Consider the following 25,677-nt stretch of genomic DNA (forward strand, 5'->3'; position numbering starts at 1 on the left):
CATTTGTCGCCTATCAACGACACTACTCAAGACACTCCGCTTAAGAGAGGATGGCACAAATACGCTACTTGCCAGGCAAGCATAGGAGAGACCGGGGCATGTCGAAATTGTACCTAAAACGCTGGCGAGCCCTGTTGCTGGCCGGCACACTGAGCTTACCCTTCACCCATAGCGCCTTCGCCCTAGAGGCAGGCGATCAGGCCATGAAGCAGGCCTTGGCCGCCGCCCGTAGCCATCAATGGGCACGTATCGAGCAGGTCGCTATCGAAGATCACATACTCGCGGGTTATGTCGAATACCATCAGTTGCGGTCTCGGCTTCCCCACGTCACGACCGCTGAAATCAAGAGTTATATCGAACGCTATGCGGACTCGCCGCTGAGTGATTGGATGCGCGGGCAGGCTCAGGTGAGTTTCGGTGCCGCCGGGCGCTTTGCGGACTTTCTGGCAATCAGTGACGGTGAACCCGCGGGGGTTATCCGCCAATGCTATTACTATACCGCCCTGCTGGATGCAGCCCCCTCCCGCGCGGCAGAAGGCGGTCGAGCGCTTTGGCTCAAGGGCCGGTCGCAGCCCGACGCCTGCGATGCGCTGTTCGATACGCTGCGCACGCGCGGCGAGATCACTCACGAGGATATCTGGGAGCGCATGATGCTGGCCTGGGAGTCCGGCGAAAGCGGCCTGATGAGCTACCTCGGACGTCAACTCGGCGAGCAATGGCAGGACGGTATCGACGCCGTGCAGCGTCTACGCAAGGATTATTCCGCCATCACGCAAGTGCCGGTCAATGTGGGCCCTGACGGCAAAGGTGGCGGAGCCATGTTCGCCGCCGCCATGTACGGTTTCACCCGCGCTGATACCGAGGCTGCGCTAGAGGCATGGCGCAAGATCGCGGCGCATGTGCCGGTCAGCGACGACCAGCGTCACGCCATCGAACATGATCTGGCATTCTACTCCATGGTGCGTGAGGTCGCTAACAACCGGGGCTGGGTCGACGAGACACTGCCACGCCTTGCCGATGGCGACCTGCTCGAACTGCGGGTGCGTCGTGCCTTGGCCGAACGTGACTGGCAGGACGTCATACACTGGGTGCATCAAATGCCCGATGACCCGCGCCAGGATGCTCACTGGCAATACTGGCTGGGACGCGCTCTGGAACAGTTGGGCGATTCCCAGACGGCCCAGAAAGCCTACTCCGCCGCGGCGAATGAGCGCAGTTTCTTTGGTTTCGCCGCCGCCGACCGTCTCGGACAAGCGTATGACCTGAACCATACTCCTGCGACGTTCACCCCCCTGCAGCGCGAACTGGTCGCCTTGACCCCGGCCGTACAGCGCGCCGAAGCCTTGATGCGCATCGGCGAACCGGGCCTGGCACGCAGTGAATGGTATGCCGCCGTCGCTCGCGCCAGCAAAGAAGAAGCCAAGGCGCTGACGAACTATGCGCTGGAGCGCGGCTGGTATGCCATGACGGTACACTCCACCATTACCGCCAAGCTATGGGATGCTCTGGAGTGGCGCTTTCCTGCAGCCTATCGCGACAGTTTCCTTACCTGGGGCGCTACTGCCGGTGTCGATCCCTATCTGCTGATGGGCATTGCCCGCCGTGAAAGCGCCTTCAACCCCGAAGCCATGTCGCCGGTAGGTGCCCGCGGGCTCATGCAGTTGATGCCCGGGACCGCCAGGCAGGTCGCTCGCTCGCTGGGGCTTCCCGCCCCCGGCCCGTCAGATTTGCTGGTTCCGCGCACCAATATTCAACTGGGCAGTACCTATATCAAGGAGATGCTAGACCGTTACCAAGGTAACCGGATTGCCGCCACTGCGGCGTACAATGCCGGGCCGGGACGCGTCGATCGTTGGCTGCGCGAAGCGCCGGAGGAATTCGATCTCTTCGTGGAGAGCATCCCTTTCCGTGAAACTCGCGATTACGTACAGGCCGTGCTCACCTACCGGGTCATTTTCGAGAGCCTGGCCAAGAATGGCGACACGCGAAATGTCGCGATGCTGTCGCAGGCCGAAACCACGGGCAGCTACGATGCATCGCTACTGGCACGCAATTGAGCCGGCACGAGAATGACTTATGCGAGCGGCCTCCATGGGGCCGCTCGTCCTTTCAGGAACGCTGCGCCAACGCCAGTCACATGGGTTTAACTGAAGATATCGCGCTTCGAGTGCCGTAGCGAAATCTGGTCATTGAGCGTCCAAAAATCATATAGCACGCCGATGAGAAACAATCCGCCGGTTAGCAGGTAAAGCAGTCCCGTCAGCCATTTGCCCATATACATGCGGTGAATGCCGAACACGCCCAGAAAAGTCAGCAGCACCCAGGCCAACGTGTAATTGACGGGCCCCGCCTGAAATCGCATATCGGCCTGCCGGTCCATGCCGGGTATCAGGAACAGGTCGATCAGCCAACCAATCCCGAACAGACCGAAGGTAAAAAACCATATCGTCCCGGTCACTGGTTTTCCATAATAAAAACGATGGGCACCGGTGAAGCCGAAGATCCACAAGCAGTAACCCACCAGCTTGCTATGAGTGTCGCTCGCTGTAACGGAGGTGTAGGACACAAACCCGCTCCTTTTCTATTGATGTTGATCGTCGCCGCTGAGACGGCCAGTGATCGGCTCGATGTGACGAGAAATGGCAACATCTGCCGCGGTTGCGCTCCGCCCTGTTTAGATGACGCCCAACTCGTGCGAATGTTCCTTGAGAGAGCGTTCCGACTTGTCTTGCCCCGATCATACCGCCTTCATGCGCTAACGATAATCGGTGCGCCTCATATGAGAAATACTGAGGATGACACGCTATGTCCGAGCCGCCCCACATCGGGCCAAACTAGCGCTCGGCCGCTTTCATCAGCATGACGATTTACATTCTGGACGTTCATCGTTTTTCCATCTAATGTGCATGTGCGGGCATCATCTGCCAAGACGTCTTGCCATTCATCTTGACGTCAGCTGGTGCGTGGTGCGTTATCCGCTGCGTTGGTTTGCAGGTAGAATGTCGTTAGCTGTTTATCGATTCCTTCGATGTCCTTGCGCATTCCCCCCTTGTCTTACCCACGCACTTCGGGCTATCCCCCTTGGACGTGGCCCGGCAACATCATTATGCAAGTTAAGGAAATCGACAATGGCAACTGGCACTGTCAAGTGGTTCAACGATACTAAAGGCTACGGTTTCATCTCTCCGGACGACGGTGGTGATGACCTGTTCGCGCACTTCTCCGAGATCCAGGCTGAAGGCTTCAAGACCCTGCAGGACGGCCAGAAGGTCTCCTTCGAAGTCACTCAGGGTAAAAAAGGCCTTCAGGCCGCCAATATCAAGCTGGTCAGCTAAGCCAGAACGCACCGACCGCTTGAAATAGAGATCGCTGGCGATGCCTGCGGACTCTGAGGAAGCCCACCCAACAGGTGGGCTTTTTTATCTCTCGCGCCCCCTACCCAGGTGCTTCTCTTAGTCCTGGCTTTCTCTTAGTCCTGGCATCGCTCAGGCCTGCATGATGCTCAGCTCTCGCCAATGTCCTCATTCCAGACATCGGGCTGTTGCGCGATGAAGCGGGCCATCAAATCCTGGCAGACAGTATCGTCAAGCACTTCCAGTTCGACGCCGCGCGAGCGCAGCAATGCTTCGTCGCCCATGAAGGTGGCGTTTTCACCGATTACTACGCGGGGGATGCCATACAGCAGAATGGCTCCACTGCACATCGAGCACGGCGAGAGCGTGGTATACAGCACCGACTCGCGATAGACCGAGGCCGGTTGCCGACCGGCATTTTCCAGAGCGTCCATCTCACCATGCAGAATCGCACTCCCCTTCTGCTGGCGCTGGTTATGGCCGCGCCCGATGATCTGTCCCCTATAGACCAGCACGGAGCCAATAGGAACGCCACCGGCATCGAGCCCCTTCTGCGCTTCTTCGATGGCCGCTTGCATGAACGAATCCATGACTGCACTCCTCTGGTGATTAGTCAAACAGAACAATCCCTCGTTTAAACAGGATCAAGCATCTCGGATGGCCTACAACGGGCCAGATGACATCTTGGTTGTGGTTGCCGACTACTGTCCGGTAATCAGCCGCAGAGAATCGTGAGAGGTTAACAGCGGGCAAGGATCCGGCGCCAGAAGGGGAAGCGCATGGCGCTCAAGCTCGGCGAAAAAATGCAGGTATTCTCGCGGCTCGCCATCGAGGTTGAGCGGGAACGGGTCCTCGCTGGCGAACTCCAGCCAGGGTGACTGGATATAACGTACGAATTCACCGCTTTCAGGCAGGTTCTCGAGCTCATCGATCACCTGTTTCATTTCATGTAGCGAGCTGAAGTGACGCACGATAAGGATATCCAGCAGACCATCGTCAAGCCTTGCCAGCGGGGCAAGCTGCTGTCCACCCCCCGCTTGGCAACCGTTGCCCACTGCCAGCAAGAATAGCGGCACACTACTCTCGCCCTCCTGCCAGCGCAGGTGTCCATGGTAAGGGCGATAATTCCAGGCCTTGAGCATTCCCATCAGCGAATACGCCCCGCCCCCCAGTAGGCGTTTGAGCCCCACCGGGGTCGAGGTAGTGATTTCTGCACCGAAGCCACCGGAGACCATATTGATGAACGCATCCCCCTCGAGGCGGCCTACATCGACCATACGTGGCGTCAAGTGCAGGGCCGTTTCCAGCGCCTCGAACGCTTCGAGCGGCAGGGTCAACCCATTGGCAAAATCGTTGGCGCTGCCCAGCGGGAGGATGCCCAGCGCTGGACGGCGTGACGCAGGCAGACGCATGAGTCCGGTGACGATCTCGTTGACCGTGCCATCGCCGCCGCCCGCAATGACTCTCGCGACCCCCGCTTCGGCGGCTTCACACGCCCAGCGTGCCGCGTCGCCCAGCTCCCAGGTCACTCGAACTTCGATGGTGAAACCCGCCTCTCGCAGCGCCTCGACGGCCTCGCGAATTTCCGGCTGTTGCGCCGATTTACCATTGAGAATCAGACGTGCATCCGCCCCATTTGCGGTCATGTTTGGCTGTCCTTAGCGTAATCACGCAATCCTTGTAGCCCCACCATTCGACACATCGTGTCAGAGCCCTTTGAGCGCCTCGAACCCGGTCCCCACCGTCGTCGGCATGAACTCGACAATGTCGTAGCGTGCCACCCCGGCGACAATGAACGGATCTTCTTCAAGAATAGCGTTCAACCGATTACGCGACGATATTCTGGCCAGAATAATGCCTCCAGTACGCGGTTCCTTGCGGCCCGAAGCAATGAACACCCCCCGCTCAAACCCGGCCCGCACCCAGGCCATATGCGCCATGCGGTACGGCTCGACAGCATCAGCCGCCACCACATATTCCAACGAAACGATAAACATACCCTACCCTCATGAACGACATCGCTGTTCAACAAGCTTGCATGCGCACGGCAAGGGAGCAAGCCCCTTGTGCGGATCAACGCCAGGTGTCGACCCGCAGCGATAACAGCAACAGCGGAGCCACCAATACGACACCGATAAACGCCAACGCCCACTGCGGTGTCAGGGAAGTCATCAACAGTAATGTCGTAATCAACGCGCCACCGCCGAGCTGCAGGGCCCCCAACAAGGCGGCGGCAGTACCGGCTCGATCGCGAAACGGCTCCAGGGCCAGGCTTGAAGCGGTCCCCAACGCCAAGGAAAAGCCCACCGACAATACTCCCACCGGTCCCATGTAGCCCACGACATGCAAGGGCAGCGTCAACGCGATCCCCGCATGGAGAAGACCCGACAATACCACCAACAGCAAGCCTAGCTGAACGGTACGCTGCCGGCCAAACCGGTGAATCACGCGCGGGGCCAGAAAGAAGGCGGTAATGTTAAGCAGGGCATTGGCCCCAAACCAGGCGCCGAAGGCCAACTCCGACAGTCCGAGGCGCTCCACCAGAATCACTGGTGCGGTCGAGACATACATTAAAATGGCCGACATGATGACACCGGCGAGACCGGCAAAATAGACGAAGCGGATACTGCTCAGCACGGGACGGTAGCGCTGCCAGTGATACAGGCGCTGTTGGTTGACGGTCTGCGCCGGCCGGGTCTCGGTAAACCGCCAGGCCGCCGCGCCACCGAGCAAGGCGGCAAATCCCATCATGAAGGCGAAGTTGCTGCGCCAGCCGAACGTCACCGCCAGCGCACCTCCAATGACCGGCGCCAACGCCGGGATGACACACAGGGCGCCATTGAGATAGCTGTAGAGTCGGGCTCCCTGCTCTGCGGTGAAACAGTCGCGCACGGCGGCGAAGGCCACCGTCACGCAGGCGCAGGCCCCCACCCCCTGTAATATCCTCGACAGGTAAAGCGGGCCCAACGAGACTGCCGTCATTCCCACCAGTGCGCCTAGTACGTAGATACCGATGCCGCACAACAGCACGGGGCGCCGGCCATAGCGATCCGTCAACGGCCCGACCAGTATCTGGCCTACGCCGACGCTGAGCAGAAACAATGTGACGGTCACTTGCAACGCCGCGAAGGGTTGATCGAACTCCACTGCCATGGCGGTCAATGAGGGCAAATAGATGTCTATCGCCAGCGGCGATAGCATGACGAAGCCCACCAGCAAGGGCAGCAACCAAGGATTACGAACAGAGACAGACACGGAAACTCCAGAGCCCGAAAACCCGCTAGGTTACGGGCTGGCCTTCAGGATGCAAAGCATTAGCGGACAAATTATCGCCTCATACATCACGCGGCGCCAGACGGTACTCCAGCAACCCTTCGAGGGTCTTGAGATGTTCGGCAAGCCGCGCAATGTTCTCCCGTTCATAGGTTCTCAGCACCAAACTATATTCGTAGACCGCGCCCTCCCTGGCGAGACGGTATTCAAGACCGGTGATAAAGAATCCGTGCTCTTCCATCAGATTGCGCACCTTGGCTTCGCTCCATGCCTGATCACGGTGAAAGCGCAGCACATGGTGAGCAAACGTCTGAGTGGGAATACGACTTTCCACTAAGCGAAACAAGGACAATGTGAGTAGCGTGACAACCGTCACGAAAACTGCCGGGAAAAGAAATCCCACCCCATACAGGATGCCCAGCGCCGAGGTGACCCAGATCGAGGCTGCAGTCGTCAGGCCACGCACCGTCAAGCCTTCCTTGAAGATCACCCCGGCACCGAGAAAGCCGATACCGGTCATGATGCCCTGCGCCATACGGGTCGGGTCGGTGCGGATGGCCTCTTCCGCAAAGTTCTCGCCCAGCCAGATCCACTGATAGTTGGAAACCATCATCAGCAGTGCCGAGGCCACGCAGACCAGCGCATGAGTGCGAAATCCCGCAGGCCGACTATGATAGGTGCGCTCCAGCCCGATCAGGCTTCCGGCCAACCACGCCGCGCCCAGATGCAGAATCATTTCCCAGTGCGGTGCCGAAATATCCAGCATATCCACGCCTCCTTGCGCTATGGCCCAATGTGTTAAGCGTAGTCAGCCGCAGCCTCTTCTTGCAGGAGTTGCCGGGATCAGCCACATTCAGCAGACGTTTTCTCAAGGATGAGGAGAGATTCATGGCGCAGCAATCCGGTTCGTCATCGCAAAAGCTGGAACCGAAACACGAGAGAGAATCGCCCGCCGAAGCCGTCGGTGTGCACAAGGCCATACGGAAAGGAGGCGAAAAAGAGCTAACGCGCACGGCATCGGCACTGTTCTGGTCCGCCGTAGCAGCAGGGATATCGATCAGCTTTTCCATGGTCACCATGGGCCTGCTGCGCTCTCATCTGCCGGATGGCGATACCGCTTTCCTCGTGGAAGCCTTGGGTTACACGGTGGGCTTCCTGGTCATTGGCCTGGCCAAGCAGCAACTGTTCACCGAAAACACGCTTACAGCCGTTCTGCCGGTGATGACCTCCCCCAGCCTGCGCAAACTCATAGGGATGCTGCGCCTGTGGAGCGTGGTGTATGTGGGCAATATCATCGGCGTCATGGTCTTCGCCTACGCTTTGAAGACCATGCCTGTACTCGATAACGAGACGCGTGAGGCCTTTCTCAGCCTGGGCAGGGACGTCATGGTCAACACCCCGGGGGAGATGTTCGCCAAGGGGATATTTGCCGGCTGGATCATTGCCACCATGGTGTGGCTGATGCCCGCAGCGGATCAGGCCAAGATCTGGGTCATCATCATCATGACGTATCTGGTCGCCTTGGGTGAGTTCACCCATATCATCGTCGGGTCCACCGAAATTCTGTTTCTGGTGTTCCATGGCGAAGCGTCCTGGTCGGAATACCTCTTTCACTTCATGTTTCCCGTTCTGGCCGGCAACGTTATCGGCGGCACCTTTATCTTCGCTCTGATCAGTCATGCCCAGGTACGCAGCGATAATTGATCGCGGTTCACGCAATGATGGAGTTCAACCCTCCCTTGGCCACCCGGCCGTTGCGAAAGGATCTACACTTTCTGACGGCCGATCAACCATCGGCCGGGCCACCGAGACAGTAATCCCAACGATGACAGGAGAGTCCCATGCATCTCGACGGCAGCTGTCACTGCGGCGCAGTCCACTTCAGCGTGGAAGCCGATGCTCCTTACCCGTTCAACCTCTGCTATTGCAGCATCTGCCGCAAGACGGCCGGTACCGGCGGTTTCGCCATTAACCTGGGTGCACGTGCCGACACGCTGAAGGTGGAAGGGGAAGAGCACATCAACACCTACCGTGCCCACATGGAAGATGGCTCGATCAGCAGCGCCGAGCGGCGCTTCTGCCGCGAATGCGGCACCGCCCTCTGGCTATGGTCCCCCGAATGGCCGGAGCTCGTACATCCCCATGCCGGTGCCATCGATACGCCGCTGCCCGTGCCGCCGGATCGCACGCATATGATGCTCGGCTCCAAGCCCGATTGGGTGATGTACCACCCCGGTGAGAGTGATCGCAGCTTCGACGAGTATCCCGACGAATCCTTGGCCGCTTGGCATGAGCGCCATGGGCTGGATAGTGCTTCCTGATCGAGCCGGAATGAAAACGGCCGCCTTCAGGGCGGCCGTTGCACGCGTTTCAAGGGACACCGGAATCTAGACGCTCACCGCCTCCTGCGGACTCAGTCTCGTTGCAGCATCCATCACCCCCGCCGTACGGTTGAGCGTCGACAATACCGCCTTGAGCGAAGCGCTGACGGTGTCGCCATCCTCGGCCATGCCACTGACCCGGCGGCCATCGACATTGAGCTGCACGAAAGCGATGGCGACCGCATCGCTGCCTTCCCCCAGCGCATGTTCGCTATAGTCGACCACGCTGACCGACTGCCCGGTATGACGCTGCCAAGCATTCATGAAGGCAGAGATCGCGCCGTTGCCCTGGCCCTCCAAGGTAATCGCCCTGCCCGCCTTGAGCACGGTTGCCGTCAGGCCTTCCGTCTCCTCGCGATCGAGGCGATATCCTGTCAGGCTCAACGGGGCATCGCTGACGAAGGTCCCGAGCAGGATGTCGCGTATCGTCTGACTCGACAGCTCCCCGCTTACTTGCTCACTGGCCTTCTGCACGTGAGGCGCCAGCTCCAGCGTCATCCAGCGCGGCAGGCTGATGCCGAAGTCGCGCTCCAGCAGGAAGGCCATGCCGCCCTTGCCGGATTGGCTGTTGACGCGGATCACCGCCTGATAGTCGCGGCCGATGTCGCACGGATCGATGGGCAGATAGGCCACCTGCCACGGCTCGTCGGGGCGCTGTTTCTTGAGCGACTTGCGGATCGCGTCCTGATGGCTGCCGGAGAAGGCGGTATAGACCATCTCGCCGACCCACGGATGACGAGGATGCATCTGGATGCCGGTGCACTCGTGCACCACTTCGATGATCTCGTCGGGATTGGAAAGATCGAGCTCGGGGGCGATGCCCTGGCTGTAGAGGTTCATCGCCAGGGTGACGATATCCATGTTGCCGGTCCGCTCGCCGTTGCCCAGCAGCGTGCCCTCGACGCGCTCGGCGCCGGCCAGCAGCGCGAGTTCGGCCGAGGCCACCGCACCGCCGCGATCGTTATGGGTGTGTACCGAGATGATTACGCAGTCCCGGCGACTGATGTGCTGGCAGAAGTACTCGATCTGGTCGGCGTGATGGTGCGGCCCGGCCACCTCGACGGTGGTGGGCAGGTTGAGGATGCAGCGCTTCTCCGGGGTCGGCTGCCAGACGTCCATCACCGCCTCGCAGATCGCCAGCGAGAAATCGATCTCGGTGCTGGAGAAGCTCTCCGGCGAGTACTGGAAGCGCCAATCGACCTCGGAGTAACGCTCGGCCTGCTCTCTGATCCAGCGCGCGCCGTTGACGGCGATCTCGGTGATACCGGCGCGGTCCATCTCGAACACCCGCTCGCGCTGTACCGTCGAGGTCGAGTTGTAAAGGTGGATGATGGCGCGCTTGACGCCGACCAGCGACTCGAAGGTGCGCTCGATCAGATGTTCTCGCGCCTGGACCAGTACCGCGATGGTGACATCTTCGGGAATCTGGTCCTCCTCGATCAGCCAGCGCACGAAGTCGTAGTCGGGTTGGCTGGCCGATGGGAAGCCGACCATCACTTCCTTGATGCCGACCTTGACGATCAAGTGCCAGAAGCGCTTTTTCTGCTCGACGCTCATCGGTTCGAGCAGCGCCTGGTTGCCGTCGCGCAGGTCCTCGCTGACCCAGATCGGGGCACGCTCGAGATCGCGGTCGGGCCATTGACGATCGAAGGCGGGAACACGCGGCGTGGGACGGTATTTGGTGTGATCGAAAGCGGTATGCTGGGAGCGAGTCATGGTCATATCCTTGCCGGATCGAAGGCGTCGCGGATCGGTGCGCGCGGTATAAGGATTCATGTTTACCGGCCTCGTGAGCCAGGAAGGACGCCGCTTGTGTAAAGCTCCGCCCTTGAGAACGCAGTGCGTCGCTTTTGGCGACGGTATTCGGTTTACCTCTAAGCTTACGTCACAACCGCGAGTGAAGGATTGCGAAAACCCTGTTAAAAGCGCCAAATTTAGGTATAAAATTGCTTGGTAGAAGCAATTAACGCTATAGAGTTGCGTAAAAATGCCGGAATCGAACCTTTCCCCCATACTGGATCGCTACGATCGCCGCATCCTGCAGGAACTGCAGCATGACGGACGTATCAGCAACCAGGAACTTGCCGAACGCATCGGCCTGTCACCCTCGCCGTGCCTGCGCCGGGTCCGCGCGTTGGAAGAGAGTGGACTGATCAGCGGCTATCGCGCACTGGTCGATGCCAAGCGACTGGGCTATAGCCTGATGGCGCTGCTGCATATCGCCATGGACCGTCACACTCCTGAGCGCTTCGCCAATTTCGAGGCGAGGATTGCCGCCTTGCCCCAGGTTCAGGAGTGCTTGTTGATCACCGGTCAGGAAGCCGACTACCAGCTCAAGGTCGTGGTGAAGGACATGGAGGATTATCAAGACCTGCTGCTCAACAAGATCACCCGTATCGAAGGCGTGACCGGGGCGCATTCGAGCTTCATATTGCGCCAGGTGATCAGTAATGCAGTGGTACCGGTAGGGTGATCTAGCGTCTCACCCTGTTGGCTCTCTGCGCTCGACAGCTCCGCCATGCTGAGCCAGATTGAAAGGCACGCTTTGGTGCCGGCGGCACCTCTACACAAGCCCCATGCCAAGAGCCAGACGAACATGCCCAGCACACCCCATGATCAACACTTGGAAAGCTCCCTAGCCCTGTTTCGTGACGGCTACCGCTTCATCCCCCGGCATTGCCAGCAACATCAGAGCGATGTATTTCAGGCCCGGCTTCTGTTGCAGAACACCTTTTGCATGACGGGCCCGGAAGCTGCGGAACTCTTCTACGATAATGAGCGCTTCGTTCGCGAAGACGCCGCCCCCTTACTCCTGCAGAAGACCTTGCTTGGCCAAGGCGGTGTTCAGGGATTGGACGGTGAGGCTCACCGCGTTCGCAAGCAGATGTTCATGTCCTTGATGACGTCTGAGGGTATCGAAGAAATTGCCCATCTTGGCGCCGCGCAGTGGGATGCGTTCATTACCCGATGGGCCGGCATGGAAAGTGCGGTGTTGTTTCATGAGGTACAGGAGCTGCTATGTCGCACCGTTTGTGCCTGGAGCGGCGTGCCCCTGCCCGAGGACGAGGTCCCACAACGTACCCGGGACCTGGCGGACATGATCGATGGCGCGGGAGGCGTCGGGCCACGCCATCTACAGGCAAGGCGCGCCCGTAGCAGGGCAGAATCATGGACTCGCGAGCTGATCCAACAGGTCCGTGACGGTCAGTTGAAAGTCGACGAGAAGCGCGCGTTGCATGTCTTCAGTTGGCATCGCGATGAAAACGGTGAATTGCTCGCACCACGCATCGCCGCAGTGGAGCTGCTCAATGTGTTGCGTCCCACCGTGGCGGTGGCTCGCTTCATCACCTTCACCGCGCTGATGCTGCATCAGCATCCGCAGTGGCGACAGACACTGCAGCATGACGAGCAGATGCTGGAACCTTTCGTGCAGGAAGTTCGACGGTTGCACGCCTTCTTCCCTTTCATCGCGGCCCGGGTCCGGCGAGATTTCGACTGGAAAGGCATTCATTTTCCCAAGGGAACACGGGTTCTGCTGGATCTCTTTGGCACCTGCCGGGACGCCCGTACCTGGGAAGATCCCGAGGCGTTTCGTCCCGAGAGGTTCCGACATTGGGATGGCAGCGCCTTCAATTTCATTCCTCAGGGTGGCGGGGACTTTCATGTGCATCATCGCTGTCCTGGCGAGTGGATCGCGATTGCGCTCATGAAGATGGCTACCCGCAAGCTTGTCGGTGCCATGAATTACGATATGCCGGATCAGGACCTTCAGGTCGACTTGACAAGAATGCCGATGATTCCGGAGAGCCGCATCGTCATCAGCCATGTCAGCCCCTTGGAGCCTGAGGGTCGCCCTCGATAGCACGGCTTCCCTACTCTGCGGCGGGGGCTGGTAAAGCCGACCATTAGAACGTTAACATTTGTCACGCAGGAAACCACCCTCCGCGTGACGCCCGCCTTTTTGCGTCTTTAGCCGCCTTTTTCTGGACGAAACACACTCCATGCTGCATGCCGATGATTCCCGCAAGGCCGATATTCTGCTGCTGTTAGTAACGCTATTGGCCGCAATGGGCTGGATATTTTCCAAGGAAGCATTGGCCGGCATGCCTCCGCTACTGTTTATCGGGTCGCGCTTTCTACTCGCCGGGCTGATTCTCGCCGCCTTCGGCTGGCCCGTGATCCGCGCCTTGCAGCACGATGCCATAATCCGTGCGATTGGCGTGGGCGTGATATTCGCTGCGGCCATGGGCTGCTGGAGCATGGGCCTGTTTCTTACCAGCCATCTGGGCGAAGGCGCTTTTATCAATAGCCTGGGGATTCTGCTGGTGCCGGTTATCGGCAAGCTGCTATTCGGCGATATCCCGCCACGCAGTACCTGGATCGCGCTGCCGGTGGCGATGGTCGGCTTTGCCTGCCTGTCACTGAGTCACGGCTTCCGGGTCGAGCCCGGGCAGTGGCTGTTTCTGACCTCGGCGGTAGCCTTTGCCTTTCTCTTCAACTGTAACTCACGGGTCGTCAGATCGGTGCCTGCGGTCCCCCTCACGGCGATCCAACTGGTGGTGGTCGGCATACTGCTATTGCTGCTCTCGGTGGCCAGCGAAACCTGGCCTGCACGAATCAGCCCCTCCATTCTGGGCTGGCTTTTTGCCAGCATCGTGCTCGCCAGCACTCTACGCTTTTTCATACAGGTTTATGCTCAAGGGCTGACCACCCCCAGCCACGCGGCGGTAATCATGATGCTGGAGGCGGTCTGGACGGCCCTGTTTGCGGCCTATTGGTTCGATGAAAGCATGGACCTGATCCAACTGTTCGGCTGTTCGCTTATCTTTGTGGCGTTAATCATCAACCGCTGGGCCTGGATACGTCGCCTGTTCCGCCCACGCTGAATGCCTGCCAGCTCACACCTGCTTCAAGGCTTTTCGCCTACCGTATCCGCCGCATAAGCATCACGCTGGCCGCGAGGTTTCGCCTCGCCCCGCGTCGTGTCGTGCTTGGTCTGGCGTTCCATTTCACTGTTCAGCTCGGCCCCCATGAGTACGATAAAGGCTGAAAGCCAGAACCACATCAGCAACACCACTACCGCGCCAAGGGAACCGTAAGTCTCGTTGTAACTCCCAAAGTTACGCACATAGATTGAAAAACCGATCGAGCCGACAATCCATAATAGCGTCGCGGTGACCGTGCCCACACTGACCCATTTCCAGCGCGGTGCATCGCGGTGAGGCGCAAATCGATAAAGAACTGCGATTGAAAACATGACCAGCAGCAACAACAACGGCCAGCGGGCCAGATTGATCAACGTCTGCACGAGATCGCCAAACGGCAGATACCCGGCAATCACGGGTACCAGAATGATAGCGGCCAGCGTGACGATGGTCATGAGCATCAACCCCAGGGTCAGTGACAATGTCACCAGCAAACGCTTGAAAAAGCCACGCGCCTCATCTTCTTCATAAATGACATTTAATCCTTCGATGAAACCGTTGACGCCCTTGGAGGCGCTATAAACCGCAAATACAATACCCCCAATCGCCGCCAGGCTAATGCCAGCGCCCGCATTCGACGCGACCTGCTGCGCCTGCCCCTGGATGATGTCGGCCGCTTGCTGAGGTATGAAAGTGCTCACAGCTGCGATCTGCTGTTCGATCTGCTGCGGGTCGAAGACCATTCCCCAAATCGAAATGAGCGCGACGATCGCCGGAAAGATCGCCAGCAGCCCATAGAAGGCGACTCCGGCCGCGATCAGGCTGACATGGTCACGTGACATTTCATTCTTTGTACGCAGCACAATATCGCGCCACCCCGCCTTGGGGATCTGTTTCGGCTTGTCCGCCTGCCGGCCGCGCTCACTCGCAGTGTCCTGATCCTTCGCCATGGTGTCTCCATACATTAAACAAGCAAACAAGATCCTTTACCTGACTTTAGCGAAGGCTTTTTCTTATCGCCAAGCTTTCCCAATAACTTGAAAAAATTAATATAAATCAAGCGTAACGGGACACGGTCAATCCTCCCTGCCACAACTGGTCGTCTAGGTTTGGTTTGAATAATAAGTGTCGACAGGGTCTCCCCCGACCCTGTCGAACATCGCAAATGGCCACGGCCGCATCCGGCGACCGTGGCATGGCTAAGTCAGAGGTTCTCCACACCTGGGACAAAGTCTCGGAGAGTTCCGTGTCTTCTCAACGCCCCCCTCTGTCCGGTCCCTGGCGACGTCCTGGTCGGCAAACGGCATGACCACGCCCTGATCGATGCGCAGGCCGATGTCCCGTAGCAGGTGATCGTTCAGATGCGCCAGAGCCTGAAAGTGGCGCGGGTCCCGACGATGGGCCGCCAGTCGCCGACGCAACGCGAGAAAGAATTTCGATAACATGTCGCAGTCTCCTTATGAGAGGAGGCCGGGACCTTATCGGGGAGTGGAGGATCGAGGGGATCTTCTGGGCCGCGGTAAGATCCGCGGCCGTGAGTGATTCAGAAGACGACGCGCGGACAGGCGAAAGCTCGCAGACCATGATTGTTCATGGTTGCGGTATTCACGTCTGCGGTGCGCCAGCTCTGAATCGACATTGGTTCAGTTCCTGAGGGTTAGCGGGAAGAAAAACACCGTCCCGCTTATCTAGTAATAAAGATAATCTTCCCGACGTCAACCTATAAAATTCGTCGTTGCTAAAAAACATAGCCAGGGAAGACGCGGCTTTGCCATGACAGGACTTGGGGCGTATTCCATAAATGCTCTACCATGACAGGCTTTGAAGACGACGTGTGAGGGTCATGAAATATCTCGGAGCTCATGTCAGTGCGGCGGGCGGTGCCGACCAGGCCGTGATTCGTGCCCACCAGCTCGGCGCCAATGCCTTTGCACTGTTTACCAAGAATCAACGCCAATGGCATGCCAAACCCTTGACCGATAGCGCCATCGAGGCCTTCCAAGCAGCCTGCAGACGCTACCGTTTCGGCCCCGAACAGATTCTGCCGCATGACAGTTACCTGATTAATCTCGGCCACCCCGAGCGCGAAGGTCTCGAAAAGTCACGCGCCGCGTTTCTCGACGAATTCCAGCGCTGCGAGCAGCTCGGCCTGCGCCTGCTCAACTTTCATCCCGGCTCCCATCTGAAGAAAATCTCCGAACGCGAGTGCCTAAGGCGCATCGCCGAGTCGATCAACGAAGTCCTTTCCCGCACCACTCATGTGGTTGCGGTGATCGAGAATACTGCCGGTCAGGGCAGCAACTTGGGCTACCGCTTCGAGCATCTGGCGGAAATCATCGAGCAGGTCGATGACAAGTCCCGCGTCGGCGTGTGTATCGATACCTGTCATGCGTTTGCCGCAGGTTACGATTTACGCACCCGCGACGCCTGTACCGCGACCCTCGATGAATTCGCCGCCGTGGTGGGGTTTGAGTACCTGCGCGGCATGCACCTAAACGATGCCAAGAGTGCTCTTGGCAGCCGTGTCGACCGCCACCACAGCCTGGGACAAGGCAATATCGGGCGGGAAGCCTTCACCACCCTCATGCGCGACCCACGTATCGACAATATCCCCATGATTCTGGAAACCATCGATCCCGATATCTGGCCAGACGAAATTCAATGGCTGCGTATGCAACAGTCCCAACAGACGCAGGATCCCCACGCCATATCACACTAATCTGCGAGGTCTATGCGCATGGAAGACTTTTTCAACTGGCTGGGCGACAAGTTGGGTGATGCGATTCGAGTGGTTGTCGAAGCCCTTTCCAGCGTGTTTGCCGGGCTCTTGATCGCAGCGCATGACTTTATCCTGGGCCTTACCGGTTCACTCGGCATGGAGTCGTCGATCTTCAGCATCGTCGTGCTGATCATCGGACTACTGCTGCTCTATAACGGCATTCGCGCCCTGTTGCGCCGCTCCATCGTCGGCGGGCTGGTATTGATCTTTCTGGCACTGGTCGTGCTGGGGTGGCTGATCGGCTGATACGCCTCGCCGCGTTGAGCGCTGCGGACTCGCCACGCGGCTCCACGTTATGTTGAACTATCTTGACCGAGTTCCATAACGCCGATCCCAGGAGATCTTTCATCATGCTGGACCGTCTCGTACACCGCCTGCAGGCTGCTTCACTATTGCTATTGATGGGGGTAGTCCCCATGGCCCTCGCTCAGCAATCCCCCGATGATGCCAACATCGACACCCAACGCTTCCAGGACTGGGAAGTGCACTGCCCTAGCGACAGCGGCCAAGGTAACTGCACGATGACTCAACTGGTCAACCATCCGCAAAGCGACCGCCCCCTGATGCGTGTGGGGCTGGCCTACCCGCCGCAGGTCGATACCGCGGTGATGGCTTTCCTACTGCCGCTGGGCGTTCGCCTGGCCCCGGGCCTGCAACTGAGCATCGACAATGGCGAGCCGATACCGTTTCCTTACCAGATCTGTCAGCAGGAGGGATGCCGGGCCGACATACCGGTCGATTCGGCACTGCTCCAGCGGCTGCGGAGTGGCAGCACGGCGACGCTGAGCCTGATCAATCCGCAGGGAAAGCGGATGGATCTGGATATCTCGCTGATGGGCTTCACCGCGGCCAACGACCGGATCACGCCATGACGTAATCACAGGTATCCGTAAAAAAGACGGGCCGCCCTCAGGGGCGGCCCGTTTGCGTGGCTACCTGGGCCACACACTCCCATGTTGTCTTGATGCCGCGTTGTACACCTTTGCGCAGAGCCTCTATAACTGAAAGGGGAATTTCTGAGCGTAGGGAGGCGTTATGGAGTCTATATGGAAAGCTGCTCGACTCGAGGATCATACCTATCCGTCGATACACCAGGATACGGCTGCCGATGTCGTTGTCATCGGCGGAGGCATCACGGGGCTGACGGTGGCCCTGCAACTGGCGGAAGCCGGCAAGTCGGTGGTGGTGCTCGAAGCGCGGCGTATCGGTGAGGGTAACACCGGTAACTCGACCGGCAACCTCTACAGCACCGTGGCCAAGGGATTAGCGCAGATCCGCAGCAAATGGGGAGACGATGTCATCCGCGATGTGGTCGCCTCTCGTACCCAAGCCATCGATTATATGCAAGACCTGGTGGAGCGTTTTTCCATCGATTGTCAGTTTCATCGCCGCCCGCTGTACAGGCTGGTGACCACCGCCAACGACACGCTTTCCGAGGCTCTCGAAAAGGAGCGTGACGCACTGACCAGTGCAGGGCTTACCGTCAATCGTGCAGAACAAGCCGCGCTGCCCATCACGATGCATCGCGGGTTGAAACTCGACAATCAGGTTCAGTTCAATCCTCTGCGCTATACCCAGGGACTGGCCCAGGCCGCCAGTCGACTGGGCGTGAATATCCATGAGCACAGCTGCGTGAGCGAGGTCGATTACCGGCAAGGTCTGGTCAAGACCGATACGGCCGTGGTCAGCGCGCAACATATCGTTCATGCCACGCATACCCCCAAGGGCATTAACGTGCTGCAGACCGGGATGGAGCCCTCACGTGAGCACGGCGTCACCGCCAAGCTCAATCCCGGAGCATCCTATCCGGAAGGCATCTTCTGGCTGCTCGACACCGCGCATTCCCTGCGCAGTTACCACTACGACGGGCATGACTACCTCATGGCGATCGGCGAAGAGCATATGGTCGGTGAAGGCGAGCTGGGACAGGAGTATTTCGAGCGGTTGCGCGACTATCTGCGCGAGAACTTCGACGTGGCAAGCTTTGAGCATGCCTGGTCGGCACAGCAGTTCAGTTCCGCCGACGGGCTACCTTATATCGGCAGAATGCACGGTGCCGATAACGCTTACGTTGCCACGGGCTTCGCCGCGGACGGCCTGACCTGGGGCACACTGGCCGGCATGATTCTGGGCGACCTCATTGCCGGCCGCGAAAACCGTTGGCACAAGCGCTTCGACGCCAAGCGCTTCACCCCCGGCAAGTCGGCGAAGGAATTTGTTAAGGAGAATCTCCATGTCAGCAAGAGCCTGGTCAAGGATTACCTGACCACCCCGCGGATCAAGGCATTCGACGAGATCCCGGCGGGAAGCGCCCGTGTCGTGACGCACGAAGGTAAAAAACTCGCCGCCTACCGCAATACCGCAGGAGAACTCTCGGTAGTATCCGCCGTGTGTCCGCATATGAAATGCCTGGTGCACTGGAACGGCGCGGACTTTTCCTGGGATTGCCCCTGCCACGGCAGTCGTTTCGATACGCAGGGCGATGTCATAGAAGGCCCGGCCTACCATCCCTTGGCCCGATATAGCGGGCAGGCATAACCCAACATGCCGGCAAACTGAACAGGCCGCTCCAAGAGCGGCCTGTTGTTATCGTAACGCTGAGCGGCAAAAAATAGCGTCTATACCGCCAACGCCTTTTCCACCACTTCGTAGACATTCGGCGAGAGCTTCTCGGCGCGGATGCGCTCGAGTTCAGCCGTCATCAGCGCTTGACGCTTATCGTCGTAACGCTGCCAACGCGTCAGTGGCGTGACGATCCGCGCAGCAATTTCGGGGTTGAGCTTGTTGAGCTCGATGACCACATCTGCCAACAATCGATAGCCCTGGCCATCCAGACGATGGAAATTGACCCGGTTCTGCGCAAACGCGCCGATCAGTGCGCGTACCTTGTTGGGATTCTTCAGCGAGAACAGTGGATGCGACATCAAATACTTGACCCGCTCCAGCACGTCCTCCTGCGGACGCGTCACCTGGATGGTGAACCACTGATCCATCACCAGCGGATCATGTGCCCATTTCTCGCCGAAGCGCGTCAGCGCGGGGCCGGAGATCTCGTCACGCGAGCTATGCGCCAGCAGGGTCAGCGCGGCACGCACATCAGTCATGTTATGTCCGGCTTCGAACTGCTCTTCGGCCAGCGTTACCCCCTCCTCGTCCTCGATACTCATCAGGTAGGATAGCGCCACATTCTTCAGGCTGCGGCCGGCGATCTGCTCGGCGCTGGGCTGGTAAGCCTCGTCGCTCCGGTTGGCCCGGTAAACCGCCAGGAACTCATCGCGCAGCGCCGATGCCAGCGATTGCTTGACGAAATTGCGCGCCGCGTGAATCGCATCCACATCGACGGTCGGTTGCTGCTCGGCGATATACGCCTCGGAAGGCAGCGTGAGCATTTCCGCCAGCACCGCCTTGTCATCGCTGGGCACGGTCAGCAGGGTACGAAAAGCCTCGATCACCCGGTTGTCCATGACCTTTTCGACACCGTTGCGGTGCGCGGCGATCAGATCGTCCAGCGCCAGCATCGCCAAGCGCTGTCCGGCATCCCAGCGATTGAAACCGTCGGAATCGTTCTGCAGCAGGAAGGCCAGTTCTTCACGAGCGTAGGGAAAGCGCAACTTGACCGGCGCCGAGAAACCGCGCAGCAACGACGGCACTGGCGCCTCGGGCAGGTCAGTGAAGACGTAGCTCTGCTCTTCGGCGCAAAGATCCAGGACGGTTTCACTGCCCAGGGCTTCTCCTTCCAGCGTCAAAGTGAGGTCCTGGCCCGATTTGGTGCCCACCAGCCCCATGCGCACCGGAATGTGTAGCGGCTGCTTGTGCGGCTGACCGGGAGTTGCCGGGGTGCGCTGGGAGAGGCGCAGATGATACTCGCCCTTGGCATAGTCGAACTCGCCGTGGGCATCGATTTCCGGTGTGCCGGCCTGAGAATACCAGCGCATGAACTGGTCAAGATTCAGCCCCGACGCTTCCGCCATGCAGCCGACGAAATCCTCGATGGTCACCGCCTGGCCATCGAAACGCTCGAAATACAGATCCGCCCCCTTGCGGAAAGCGTCCCAGCCCAGCAGGTTGCGCAGCATGCGCACAATCTCCGAGCCCTTCTCGTAAATGGTCAGCGTATAAAAATTGCTGATTTCAATGTAATGATCGGGCCGCACCGGATGTGCGGTAGGACCGGCATCCTCGGCGAACTGCGCCGTGCGAAAGAACGACACGTCCTCGATGCGCTTGACCGGCGCCGAGTTCATGTCGGCGGAGAAGCACTGATCGCGGAAGACGGTAAAACCCTCCTTCAGCGAAAGCTGGAACCAGTCGCGGCAAGTGACTCGGTTGCCCGACCAATTATGGAAGTACTCATGGGCCACCACGCCCTCGACGCGTTGAAAGGCGGCATCGGTGGCGGTCTGCGGGTGGGTCAGCACGGCGGCGCTGTTGAAGATGTTGAGTCCCTTGTTCTCCATCGCGCCCATGTTGAAGTCATTGACGGCGACGATCATGAACAGGTCGAGGTCATATTCGCGGCCATAGGTCTCTTCGTCCCACTTCATCGAGGCCTTGAGCGAGCGCATGGCATGCTCGGTCTTATCGAGGTTCTCCGACTCGACCCATAGCTGCAGGGTGACGTCGCGCCCGCTCATGGTGGTAAAACGATCTTCCACCTTCTCGAGGTTGCCGGCCACCAGCGCAAACAGATAGCACGGCTTGGGATACGGGTCTTCCCAGGTTACGAAGTGCTTGCCGTTAGGCAATTCACCTCGCTCCACGGGATTGCCATTGGACAGCAGCACCGGCAGCCGTTCGCTATCACCGATTACCGTGGTGGAGAACGTCGCCATGACATCCGGGCGATCCGGATAGTAAGTGATACGCCGGAAGCCCTCGGCTTCGCACTGGGTACAGAACATGCCATTGGAGAGATACAGACCTTCCAACGCGGTGTTGGCGGCGGGATCGATCTCCACTTGCGTGTCGAGCAGGAAACGCTCCGGCACCTGATGGATCGTCAGGTGATGCTCATCGACACTATATTCGCCGTCCTGCAGCTCCTGCCCATCGATGGCAATACGCTTTAGAACCAAGCGCTCGCCATCCAGAACCAGCGGTAATCCGCCGTCTTGCTGGCGCTTCGGGTGTCGCTCCATATGCAGACGAGCGGTCACCTGAGTGGCGGAAGGCTCAAGGTCGAATTTAAGTTCGACATGAGTCACCCGATACGCCGGGGGTTGGTAATCCGTGAGATGGATCGCCGTCGGTTCGGTGACGGTCGGCTCGGTTGCGGTCGATTCTGACATTGCGGAACGCTCCTGTTCGTAAGTCTTGCTCATTGTACGGTGAGGAGCGGACCCGGCTCAAAGGGGGCCATCTGGGTTAGGCAGGCCCGCTCGCATGGCCTGCTCCGAAACTCAGCAGCGGGTGCGGGTTCACAGCGCCGCCAAACGGGACATGGCCGAGCCAGCGACGCGCGAGCCGATCAACGTCGCCGGGAAAATGCCGAGGCACGCTCTGCCGGAGTCTCATTAGGCTCGGGCCGCGTGACGATCCAGGCGGTCAGCAGCGCCAGCCCTCCTATCAGCGCTATACGCAACATCAGCGACTCGATGACGAAGGCCAGCAGCAGCATGGAGACACTCAGCATCAACGCAGCCAGTATCTTGGCGTGGCGGGGAATGGCGCGCTCGCATTCCCAGGCCTGAATGGGGGGCCCGAAGCGCGGATGCTGGCGAATCCACATGGCAAAGCGTGGCGAGCCCTTGGACGCCAGCCACACGGCCAGCAGCATGAAGCATGTCGTCGGCATGACGGGAAGAAAGAGCCCCACCACGCCAAGGGAAAAACTCAATGCAGCCAAGGTAACGAAGATGGCATTTCGCAGTTGGAACATGCATCCACTCCCTCGGGTTCATGAAGATGCCACCGAATCCACGATGGGACGCCTGGCATGGCAAGGATCCGGTGGCACACGACTATTCAAGCGCAGCGGGTAGCCTTTGGGAAATGATCCGTCGCTATACCCTGACAAGACACAGGCTATCATGACCGGCAGCCGATCGCTGCTGATAGTGTAGCCGTGCGTCACGACATGAACACAGCGACTCAGGCAGGCGGCATCGATGGTATGCGGCTCGCGCTGAGCCAAGCGGAACTAGTCGCGGAAGTTATTGAACTGCAGTGGCATCTCGATCGACTTGTCACTCTTCAGCAGGGCAATGGCCTGTTGCAGGTCGTCACGTTTCTTGCCGGTGACGCGCACCTTGTCGCCCTGGATCTGCGCCTGCACCTTGAGCTTGGCGTCCTTGAGCGTCTTGACGATCTGCTTGGCCAACGGTTGGTCAATGCCTTGGCGTAACACCACCTGCTGGCGCGCACGTACCCCGCTGGTGTCGGCCTCCTTCTCTTCCAGGCAGGCGACATCGATACTCCGGGCAATCAATCGTCCCTTGAGGATATCGATCATCTGGCGCAACTGAAAATCGGCCTCGGCTTCCATCTGCACACTGTCGCCGTCCTCGCTGAAACTGGCGGTGACACCGCGAAAATCGAAGCGCGTGGCAATCTCACGGTTGGCCTGATCCACGGCATTGGTGACTTCGTGCTTGTCGAGTTCCGAAACGATATCGAAAGACGGCATGAAAGAGACTCCAGAATAACGGTCGAGCCCGTATGCTAGCCGATGCGCGTGGGACACGCATCTTTCAGGCGCAGGCCAGCGACATGCAGCGCGTCATGCGATACAGGGCTCGCCATCGTCGATCGCCTATCCCGCCGCGCACAGTGTCGATATTTCCAGGCGTTTTTCCATCTGCCAGGCGGCACAGCCGTCGGCATAGTAGTCGTCTAGCCAGCGCAGCGGCAGATATCCCATCCTTCGGTAGAGTCCCATCGCGACGCGGTTATCGGCACGCACCTCGAGCTGGACACGATTGATGCCTCTGGCCCGGGCTTCGTTTTCGAGCGCTTCGAGCAGCGCACGGCCCAACCCACCGCCACGCGCCACGGGATTGACACAGAAAGAGTAGAGGCGTGCCATCTGGCTGTTGCGACGAAACAGCAATGTGCCGTATCCGAGAACGCTTGCCGAGGCATTATCCACTGCCAACAGGGTGCAGGCCTTGGCCCGTGTCAGCAGATGCGCCAACTGACGACGGCTGAAACGATCACCATCGAAACACTCCTGTTCGAGTTGGCATAGGGCATCGAGATCGGTGGCGTTGGCAGGGCGCAGCGTGCGGGTCATGACGAAGCTCTCCAGGAGCAAGCTATCCAGCAGATTGCGCGCGATTGTGAGTATCTTCGGGGCACTTGTCATCGATACGCTGCATGAAATTATTTCACGCTATGACCCTATTGTTCACAGCCGGCGTCACCTTCATTCTAGTTGCGTTTCCGGCCCGCTTCGGGTCTCTCGATAACAGGAAATTCGCCCATGTCACGTCTGCGCATTGTCGTCGACCGTCCGTCCGACTGGCGCCCGTACTACCCCTCCGATGATCTGATTTCCGCCGCCGAGTATTTAGCTCTCGAAAACGCCGCCGACAGCGATGACGCGACGCATGTCATCAATCTCTGCGGGGCGCTCGATTACCTTGAGACGGGGTATTACGTTTCGCTGCTGGCCCAGGCGCGTAGTCAGCGCGTCCTGCCCACGGTGGAGACGCTCAATCAGTTGTCGCGCAAGGCGTTGGTGGATCTGCAGCTCGACTCGCTCGAACCGCTGATGAGCGAGCTGGAAAAGCGTGGCGCCTTGACCGGCGATGGCCTGACCCTGCGCATCCTGTTCGGCGAGTGCCGTCACGAAGGCCTGGGCAAGCTGGCCCGGCGTCTCTTCGAGCGCCTGCCCTGCCCATTGCTGGAAGCGCGCTTCACCAAACGCCACGGTGTGTGGCGCCTGGCCAAGCTCAAGCCCCTGGGCCTCTCGGCGCTCCATCCCGACGAGGAGGATCTATTCGCGGTGGCACTCAACCGCCATTCGCGCAAAGTGTGGAGAACGCCCAAGGCACGCAGGCGTTACCGCTTCGATCTGGCCATTCTGATCGATCCCAAGGAGGCCTTGCCCCCGAGCAACAAGAGTGCTCTGAAACAGTTCATCCGTGCCGGCCGTGCGCTGGGCATCGATGTCAGCCTGATCACCAAGCGTGACGAAGGCCGACTGGCCGAGTTCGACGCCTTGTTCATCCGCGAGACGACAAGTCTCGATCACCATACCTATCGCATGGCCAAACGCGCCGAGCATGAAGGCTTGGTAGTGATCGACGATCCGCGCTCGATTCTACGCTGCACCAACAAGATCTTTTTGCATGCTCTGCTGCTGTCCAAGGGCATTCCGGCTCCGGGCGGCCATTTGCTGCACCGTGATGATCTGAAGCGGCTTTCCGAAAAGACCTCCGGCCTGCACTACCCGCTGGTACTCAAGGTGCCCGACGGGGCCTTTTCCAAGGGCGTGGTCAAGATCGGCTCTCTCGAACAGCTGCGTCAAGAAGCACAGCGCCTGTTCGAGTCCTCGGCGCTATTGCTGCTGCAGGAGTGGCTACCCACCGACTTCGATTGGCGAATTGGAGTCTTGGATGGTCAGGTCCTGTTTGCCAGCCGTTATTACATGGCCCGCGGCCACTGGCAGATCTATGATCACTCCAGTGGCAAGACCCGCAGTGGAGGCTTCACCACGCACGATCCCTCGGAGGTGCCCAAGGCCGTGGTCAAGGCGGCACTCAAGGCGACCCGGCTGATCGGCGACGGCCTTTACGGCGTGGACCTCAAGCAGATCGGCGAGCGGGTGGTGGTCATCGAGGTCAACGACAACCCCAACCTGGATGCCGGCGTCGAGGACGTGATACTCGGGCCACGCCTGTACACGAAGGTCATGGAAGTCTTCTTGCAACGCATGGAGAACCGACACCGCCATACACCGACCTGAACGCCGCGTGGCAAATGCCAAGACCCCGGCGAAAACATCGCCGGGACTCGGGTATCAC

The 25,677-nt window shown here is 59.2% G+C and carries 25 protein-coding genes; 12 read left to right on the plus strand and 13 right to left on the minus strand.

Annotated elements, in window-relative coordinates:
- Positions 1 to 98: 98 nt before the first annotated feature.
- On the plus strand, positions 99 to 2,057 hold the full coding sequence (locus tag ACW4DH_RS17310; RefSeq protein WP_459637652.1) for a transglycosylase SLT domain-containing protein: 1,959 nt from the start codon (positions 99 to 101) through the stop codon (positions 2,055 to 2,057).
- Positions 2,058 to 2,143: 86 nt separating this feature from the next.
- On the opposite strand, the gene ACW4DH_RS17315 is transcribed toward ACW4DH_RS17310, so the two are convergent.
- Complete coding sequence (locus ACW4DH_RS17315) at positions 2,144 to 2,566, minus strand: NINE protein (protein ID WP_459637653.1); 423 nt, start codon at positions 2,564 to 2,566, stop codon at positions 2,144 to 2,146.
- 562 nt (positions 2,567 to 3,128) lie between these two features.
- On the opposite strand from ACW4DH_RS17315, the gene ACW4DH_RS17320 reads away from it, so the two are divergent.
- Positions 3,129 to 3,335, plus strand: a complete 207-nt coding sequence (locus ACW4DH_RS17320) for a cold-shock protein (RefSeq protein ID WP_459637654.1) — start codon at positions 3,129 to 3,131, stop codon at positions 3,333 to 3,335.
- Positions 3,336 to 3,502: 167 nt separating this feature from the next.
- Here ACW4DH_RS17320 and ACW4DH_RS17325 read toward each other — a convergent pair whose 3' ends face one another.
- The 5 genes from ACW4DH_RS17325 to ACW4DH_RS17345 all read right to left on the minus strand — a co-directional run bounded on the left by ACW4DH_RS17325 (position 3,503) and on the right by ACW4DH_RS17345 (position 7,392).
- Positions 3,503 to 3,943, minus strand: coding sequence for a nucleoside deaminase (locus tag ACW4DH_RS17325; protein ID WP_459637655.1), 441 nt, complete (start codon positions 3,941 to 3,943; stop codon positions 3,503 to 3,505).
- A gap of 111 nt (positions 3,944 to 4,054) precedes the next feature.
- Positions 4,055 to 4,999, minus strand: coding sequence for a lipid kinase YegS (gene yegS, locus ACW4DH_RS17330; RefSeq protein ID WP_459637656.1), 945 nt, complete (start codon positions 4,997 to 4,999; stop codon positions 4,055 to 4,057).
- A 60-nt stretch (positions 5,000 to 5,059) separates the two neighbouring features.
- On the minus strand, positions 5,060 to 5,350 hold the full coding sequence (locus tag ACW4DH_RS17335) for a YciI family protein (RefSeq protein WP_459637657.1): 291 nt from the start codon (positions 5,348 to 5,350) through the stop codon (positions 5,060 to 5,062).
- A gap of 76 nt (positions 5,351 to 5,426) precedes the next feature.
- Positions 5,427 to 6,608, minus strand: a complete 1,182-nt coding sequence (locus ACW4DH_RS17340) for a multidrug effflux MFS transporter (RefSeq protein ID WP_459637658.1) — start codon at positions 6,606 to 6,608, stop codon at positions 5,427 to 5,429.
- Positions 6,609 to 6,687: 79 nt separating this feature from the next.
- Positions 6,688 to 7,392, minus strand: a complete 705-nt coding sequence (locus tag ACW4DH_RS17345; RefSeq protein ID WP_459637659.1) for an MgtC/SapB family protein — start codon at positions 7,390 to 7,392, stop codon at positions 6,688 to 6,690.
- A gap of 122 nt (positions 7,393 to 7,514) precedes the next feature.
- Between ACW4DH_RS17345 and ACW4DH_RS17350 the strand changes: the two genes are divergently transcribed.
- Entirely contained in the window at positions 7,515 to 8,330 is an 816-nt protein-coding gene (locus ACW4DH_RS17350) for a formate/nitrite transporter family protein (RefSeq protein ID WP_459637660.1), read from the plus strand.
- Positions 8,331 to 8,467: 137 nt separating this feature from the next.
- Positions 8,468 to 8,947 carry a GFA family protein gene (locus ACW4DH_RS17355; RefSeq protein ID WP_459637661.1) on the plus strand — a complete coding sequence of 160 codons (480 nt, stop codon included), beginning with the start codon at positions 8,468 to 8,470 and terminating at the stop codon, positions 8,945 to 8,947.
- A gap of 66 nt (positions 8,948 to 9,013) precedes the next feature.
- Here ACW4DH_RS17355 and ACW4DH_RS17360 read toward each other — a convergent pair whose 3' ends face one another.
- Complete coding sequence (locus ACW4DH_RS17360) at positions 9,014 to 10,723, minus strand: 2-isopropylmalate synthase (RefSeq protein ID WP_459637662.1); 1,710 nt, start codon at positions 10,721 to 10,723, stop codon at positions 9,014 to 9,016.
- A gap of 271 nt (positions 10,724 to 10,994) precedes the next feature.
- Between ACW4DH_RS17360 and ACW4DH_RS17365 the strand changes: the two genes are divergently transcribed.
- The 3 genes from ACW4DH_RS17365 (at position 10,995) to ACW4DH_RS17375 (ending at position 13,893) form a co-directional block, all read left to right on the plus strand.
- Positions 10,995 to 11,480 (plus strand): Lrp/AsnC family transcriptional regulator, encoded by a 486-nt coding sequence (locus ACW4DH_RS17365; RefSeq protein ID WP_459637663.1) that lies wholly within the window; start codon positions 10,995 to 10,997, stop codon positions 11,478 to 11,480.
- A 123-nt stretch (positions 11,481 to 11,603) separates the two neighbouring features.
- Complete coding sequence (locus ACW4DH_RS17370; protein WP_459637664.1) at positions 11,604 to 12,869, plus strand: cytochrome P450; 1,266 nt, start codon at positions 11,604 to 11,606, stop codon at positions 12,867 to 12,869.
- A gap of 139 nt (positions 12,870 to 13,008) precedes the next feature.
- A complete protein-coding gene (locus ACW4DH_RS17375; protein ID WP_459637665.1) occupies positions 13,009 to 13,893 on the plus strand; it encodes a DMT family transporter in 885 nt (294 codons plus the stop codon).
- A gap of 23 nt (positions 13,894 to 13,916) precedes the next feature.
- Here the strand turns inward: ACW4DH_RS17375 and ACW4DH_RS17380 are convergent, their stop codons facing one another.
- On the minus strand, positions 13,917 to 14,882 hold the full coding sequence (locus ACW4DH_RS17380) for a YihY/virulence factor BrkB family protein (protein WP_459637666.1): 966 nt from the start codon (positions 14,880 to 14,882) through the stop codon (positions 13,917 to 13,919).
- A 249-nt stretch (positions 14,883 to 15,131) separates the two neighbouring features.
- Positions 15,132 to 15,377: a hypothetical protein gene (locus ACW4DH_RS17385; RefSeq protein WP_459637667.1), complete on the minus strand. Its 246-nt coding sequence runs from the start codon at positions 15,375 to 15,377 to the stop codon at positions 15,132 to 15,134.
- A 398-nt stretch (positions 15,378 to 15,775) separates the two neighbouring features.
- Between ACW4DH_RS17385 and nfo the strand changes: the two genes are divergently transcribed.
- The 4 genes from nfo to ACW4DH_RS17405 all read left to right on the plus strand — a co-directional run bounded on the left by nfo (position 15,776) and on the right by ACW4DH_RS17405 (position 19,249).
- Positions 15,776 to 16,651: a deoxyribonuclease IV gene (gene nfo / locus ACW4DH_RS17390; protein WP_459637668.1), complete on the plus strand. Its 876-nt coding sequence runs from the start codon at positions 15,776 to 15,778 to the stop codon at positions 16,649 to 16,651.
- An 18-nt stretch (positions 16,652 to 16,669) separates the two neighbouring features.
- Positions 16,670 to 16,957 carry a hypothetical protein gene (locus ACW4DH_RS17395; protein ID WP_459637669.1) on the plus strand — a complete coding sequence of 96 codons (288 nt, stop codon included), beginning with the start codon at positions 16,670 to 16,672 and terminating at the stop codon, positions 16,955 to 16,957.
- 104 nt (positions 16,958 to 17,061) lie between these two features.
- The gene (locus ACW4DH_RS17400) at positions 17,062 to 17,583 is read left to right on the plus strand and encodes an invasion associated locus B family protein (RefSeq protein WP_459637670.1); all 522 of its coding nucleotides are present in this window, start codon (positions 17,062 to 17,064) and stop codon (positions 17,581 to 17,583) included.
- 163 nt (positions 17,584 to 17,746) lie between these two features.
- Positions 17,747 to 19,249, plus strand: a complete 1,503-nt coding sequence (locus tag ACW4DH_RS17405) for an FAD-dependent oxidoreductase (RefSeq protein WP_459637671.1) — start codon at positions 17,747 to 17,749, stop codon at positions 19,247 to 19,249.
- 80 nt (positions 19,250 to 19,329) lie between these two features.
- On the opposite strand, the gene pepN is transcribed toward ACW4DH_RS17405, so the two are convergent.
- The 4 genes from pepN to ACW4DH_RS17425 all read right to left on the minus strand — a co-directional run bounded on the left by pepN (position 19,330) and on the right by ACW4DH_RS17425 (position 23,942).
- Positions 19,330 to 21,999, minus strand: coding sequence for an aminopeptidase N (gene pepN / locus ACW4DH_RS17410; RefSeq protein ID WP_459637672.1), 2,670 nt, complete (start codon positions 21,997 to 21,999; stop codon positions 19,330 to 19,332).
- Between the two features lie 179 nt (positions 22,000 to 22,178).
- Positions 22,179 to 22,589, minus strand: a complete 411-nt coding sequence (locus tag ACW4DH_RS17415) for a YbaN family protein (RefSeq protein WP_459637673.1) — start codon at positions 22,587 to 22,589, stop codon at positions 22,179 to 22,181.
- Between the two features lie 261 nt (positions 22,590 to 22,850).
- Positions 22,851 to 23,336 (minus strand): YajQ family cyclic di-GMP-binding protein, encoded by a 486-nt coding sequence (locus tag ACW4DH_RS17420; RefSeq protein WP_459637674.1) that lies wholly within the window; start codon positions 23,334 to 23,336, stop codon positions 22,851 to 22,853.
- Positions 23,337 to 23,462: 126 nt separating this feature from the next.
- On the minus strand, positions 23,463 to 23,942 hold the full coding sequence (locus tag ACW4DH_RS17425) for a GNAT family N-acetyltransferase (protein WP_459637675.1): 480 nt from the start codon (positions 23,940 to 23,942) through the stop codon (positions 23,463 to 23,465).
- A gap of 189 nt (positions 23,943 to 24,131) precedes the next feature.
- Between ACW4DH_RS17425 and ACW4DH_RS17430 the strand changes: the two genes are divergently transcribed.
- Entirely contained in the window at positions 24,132 to 25,619 is a 1,488-nt protein-coding gene (locus ACW4DH_RS17430) for a RimK family protein (protein ID WP_459637676.1), read from the plus strand.
- The last annotated feature ends 58 nt before the right edge of the window (positions 25,620 to 25,677 follow it).

It is taken from the genome of Halomonas sp. WWR20 (assembly GCF_054602495.1).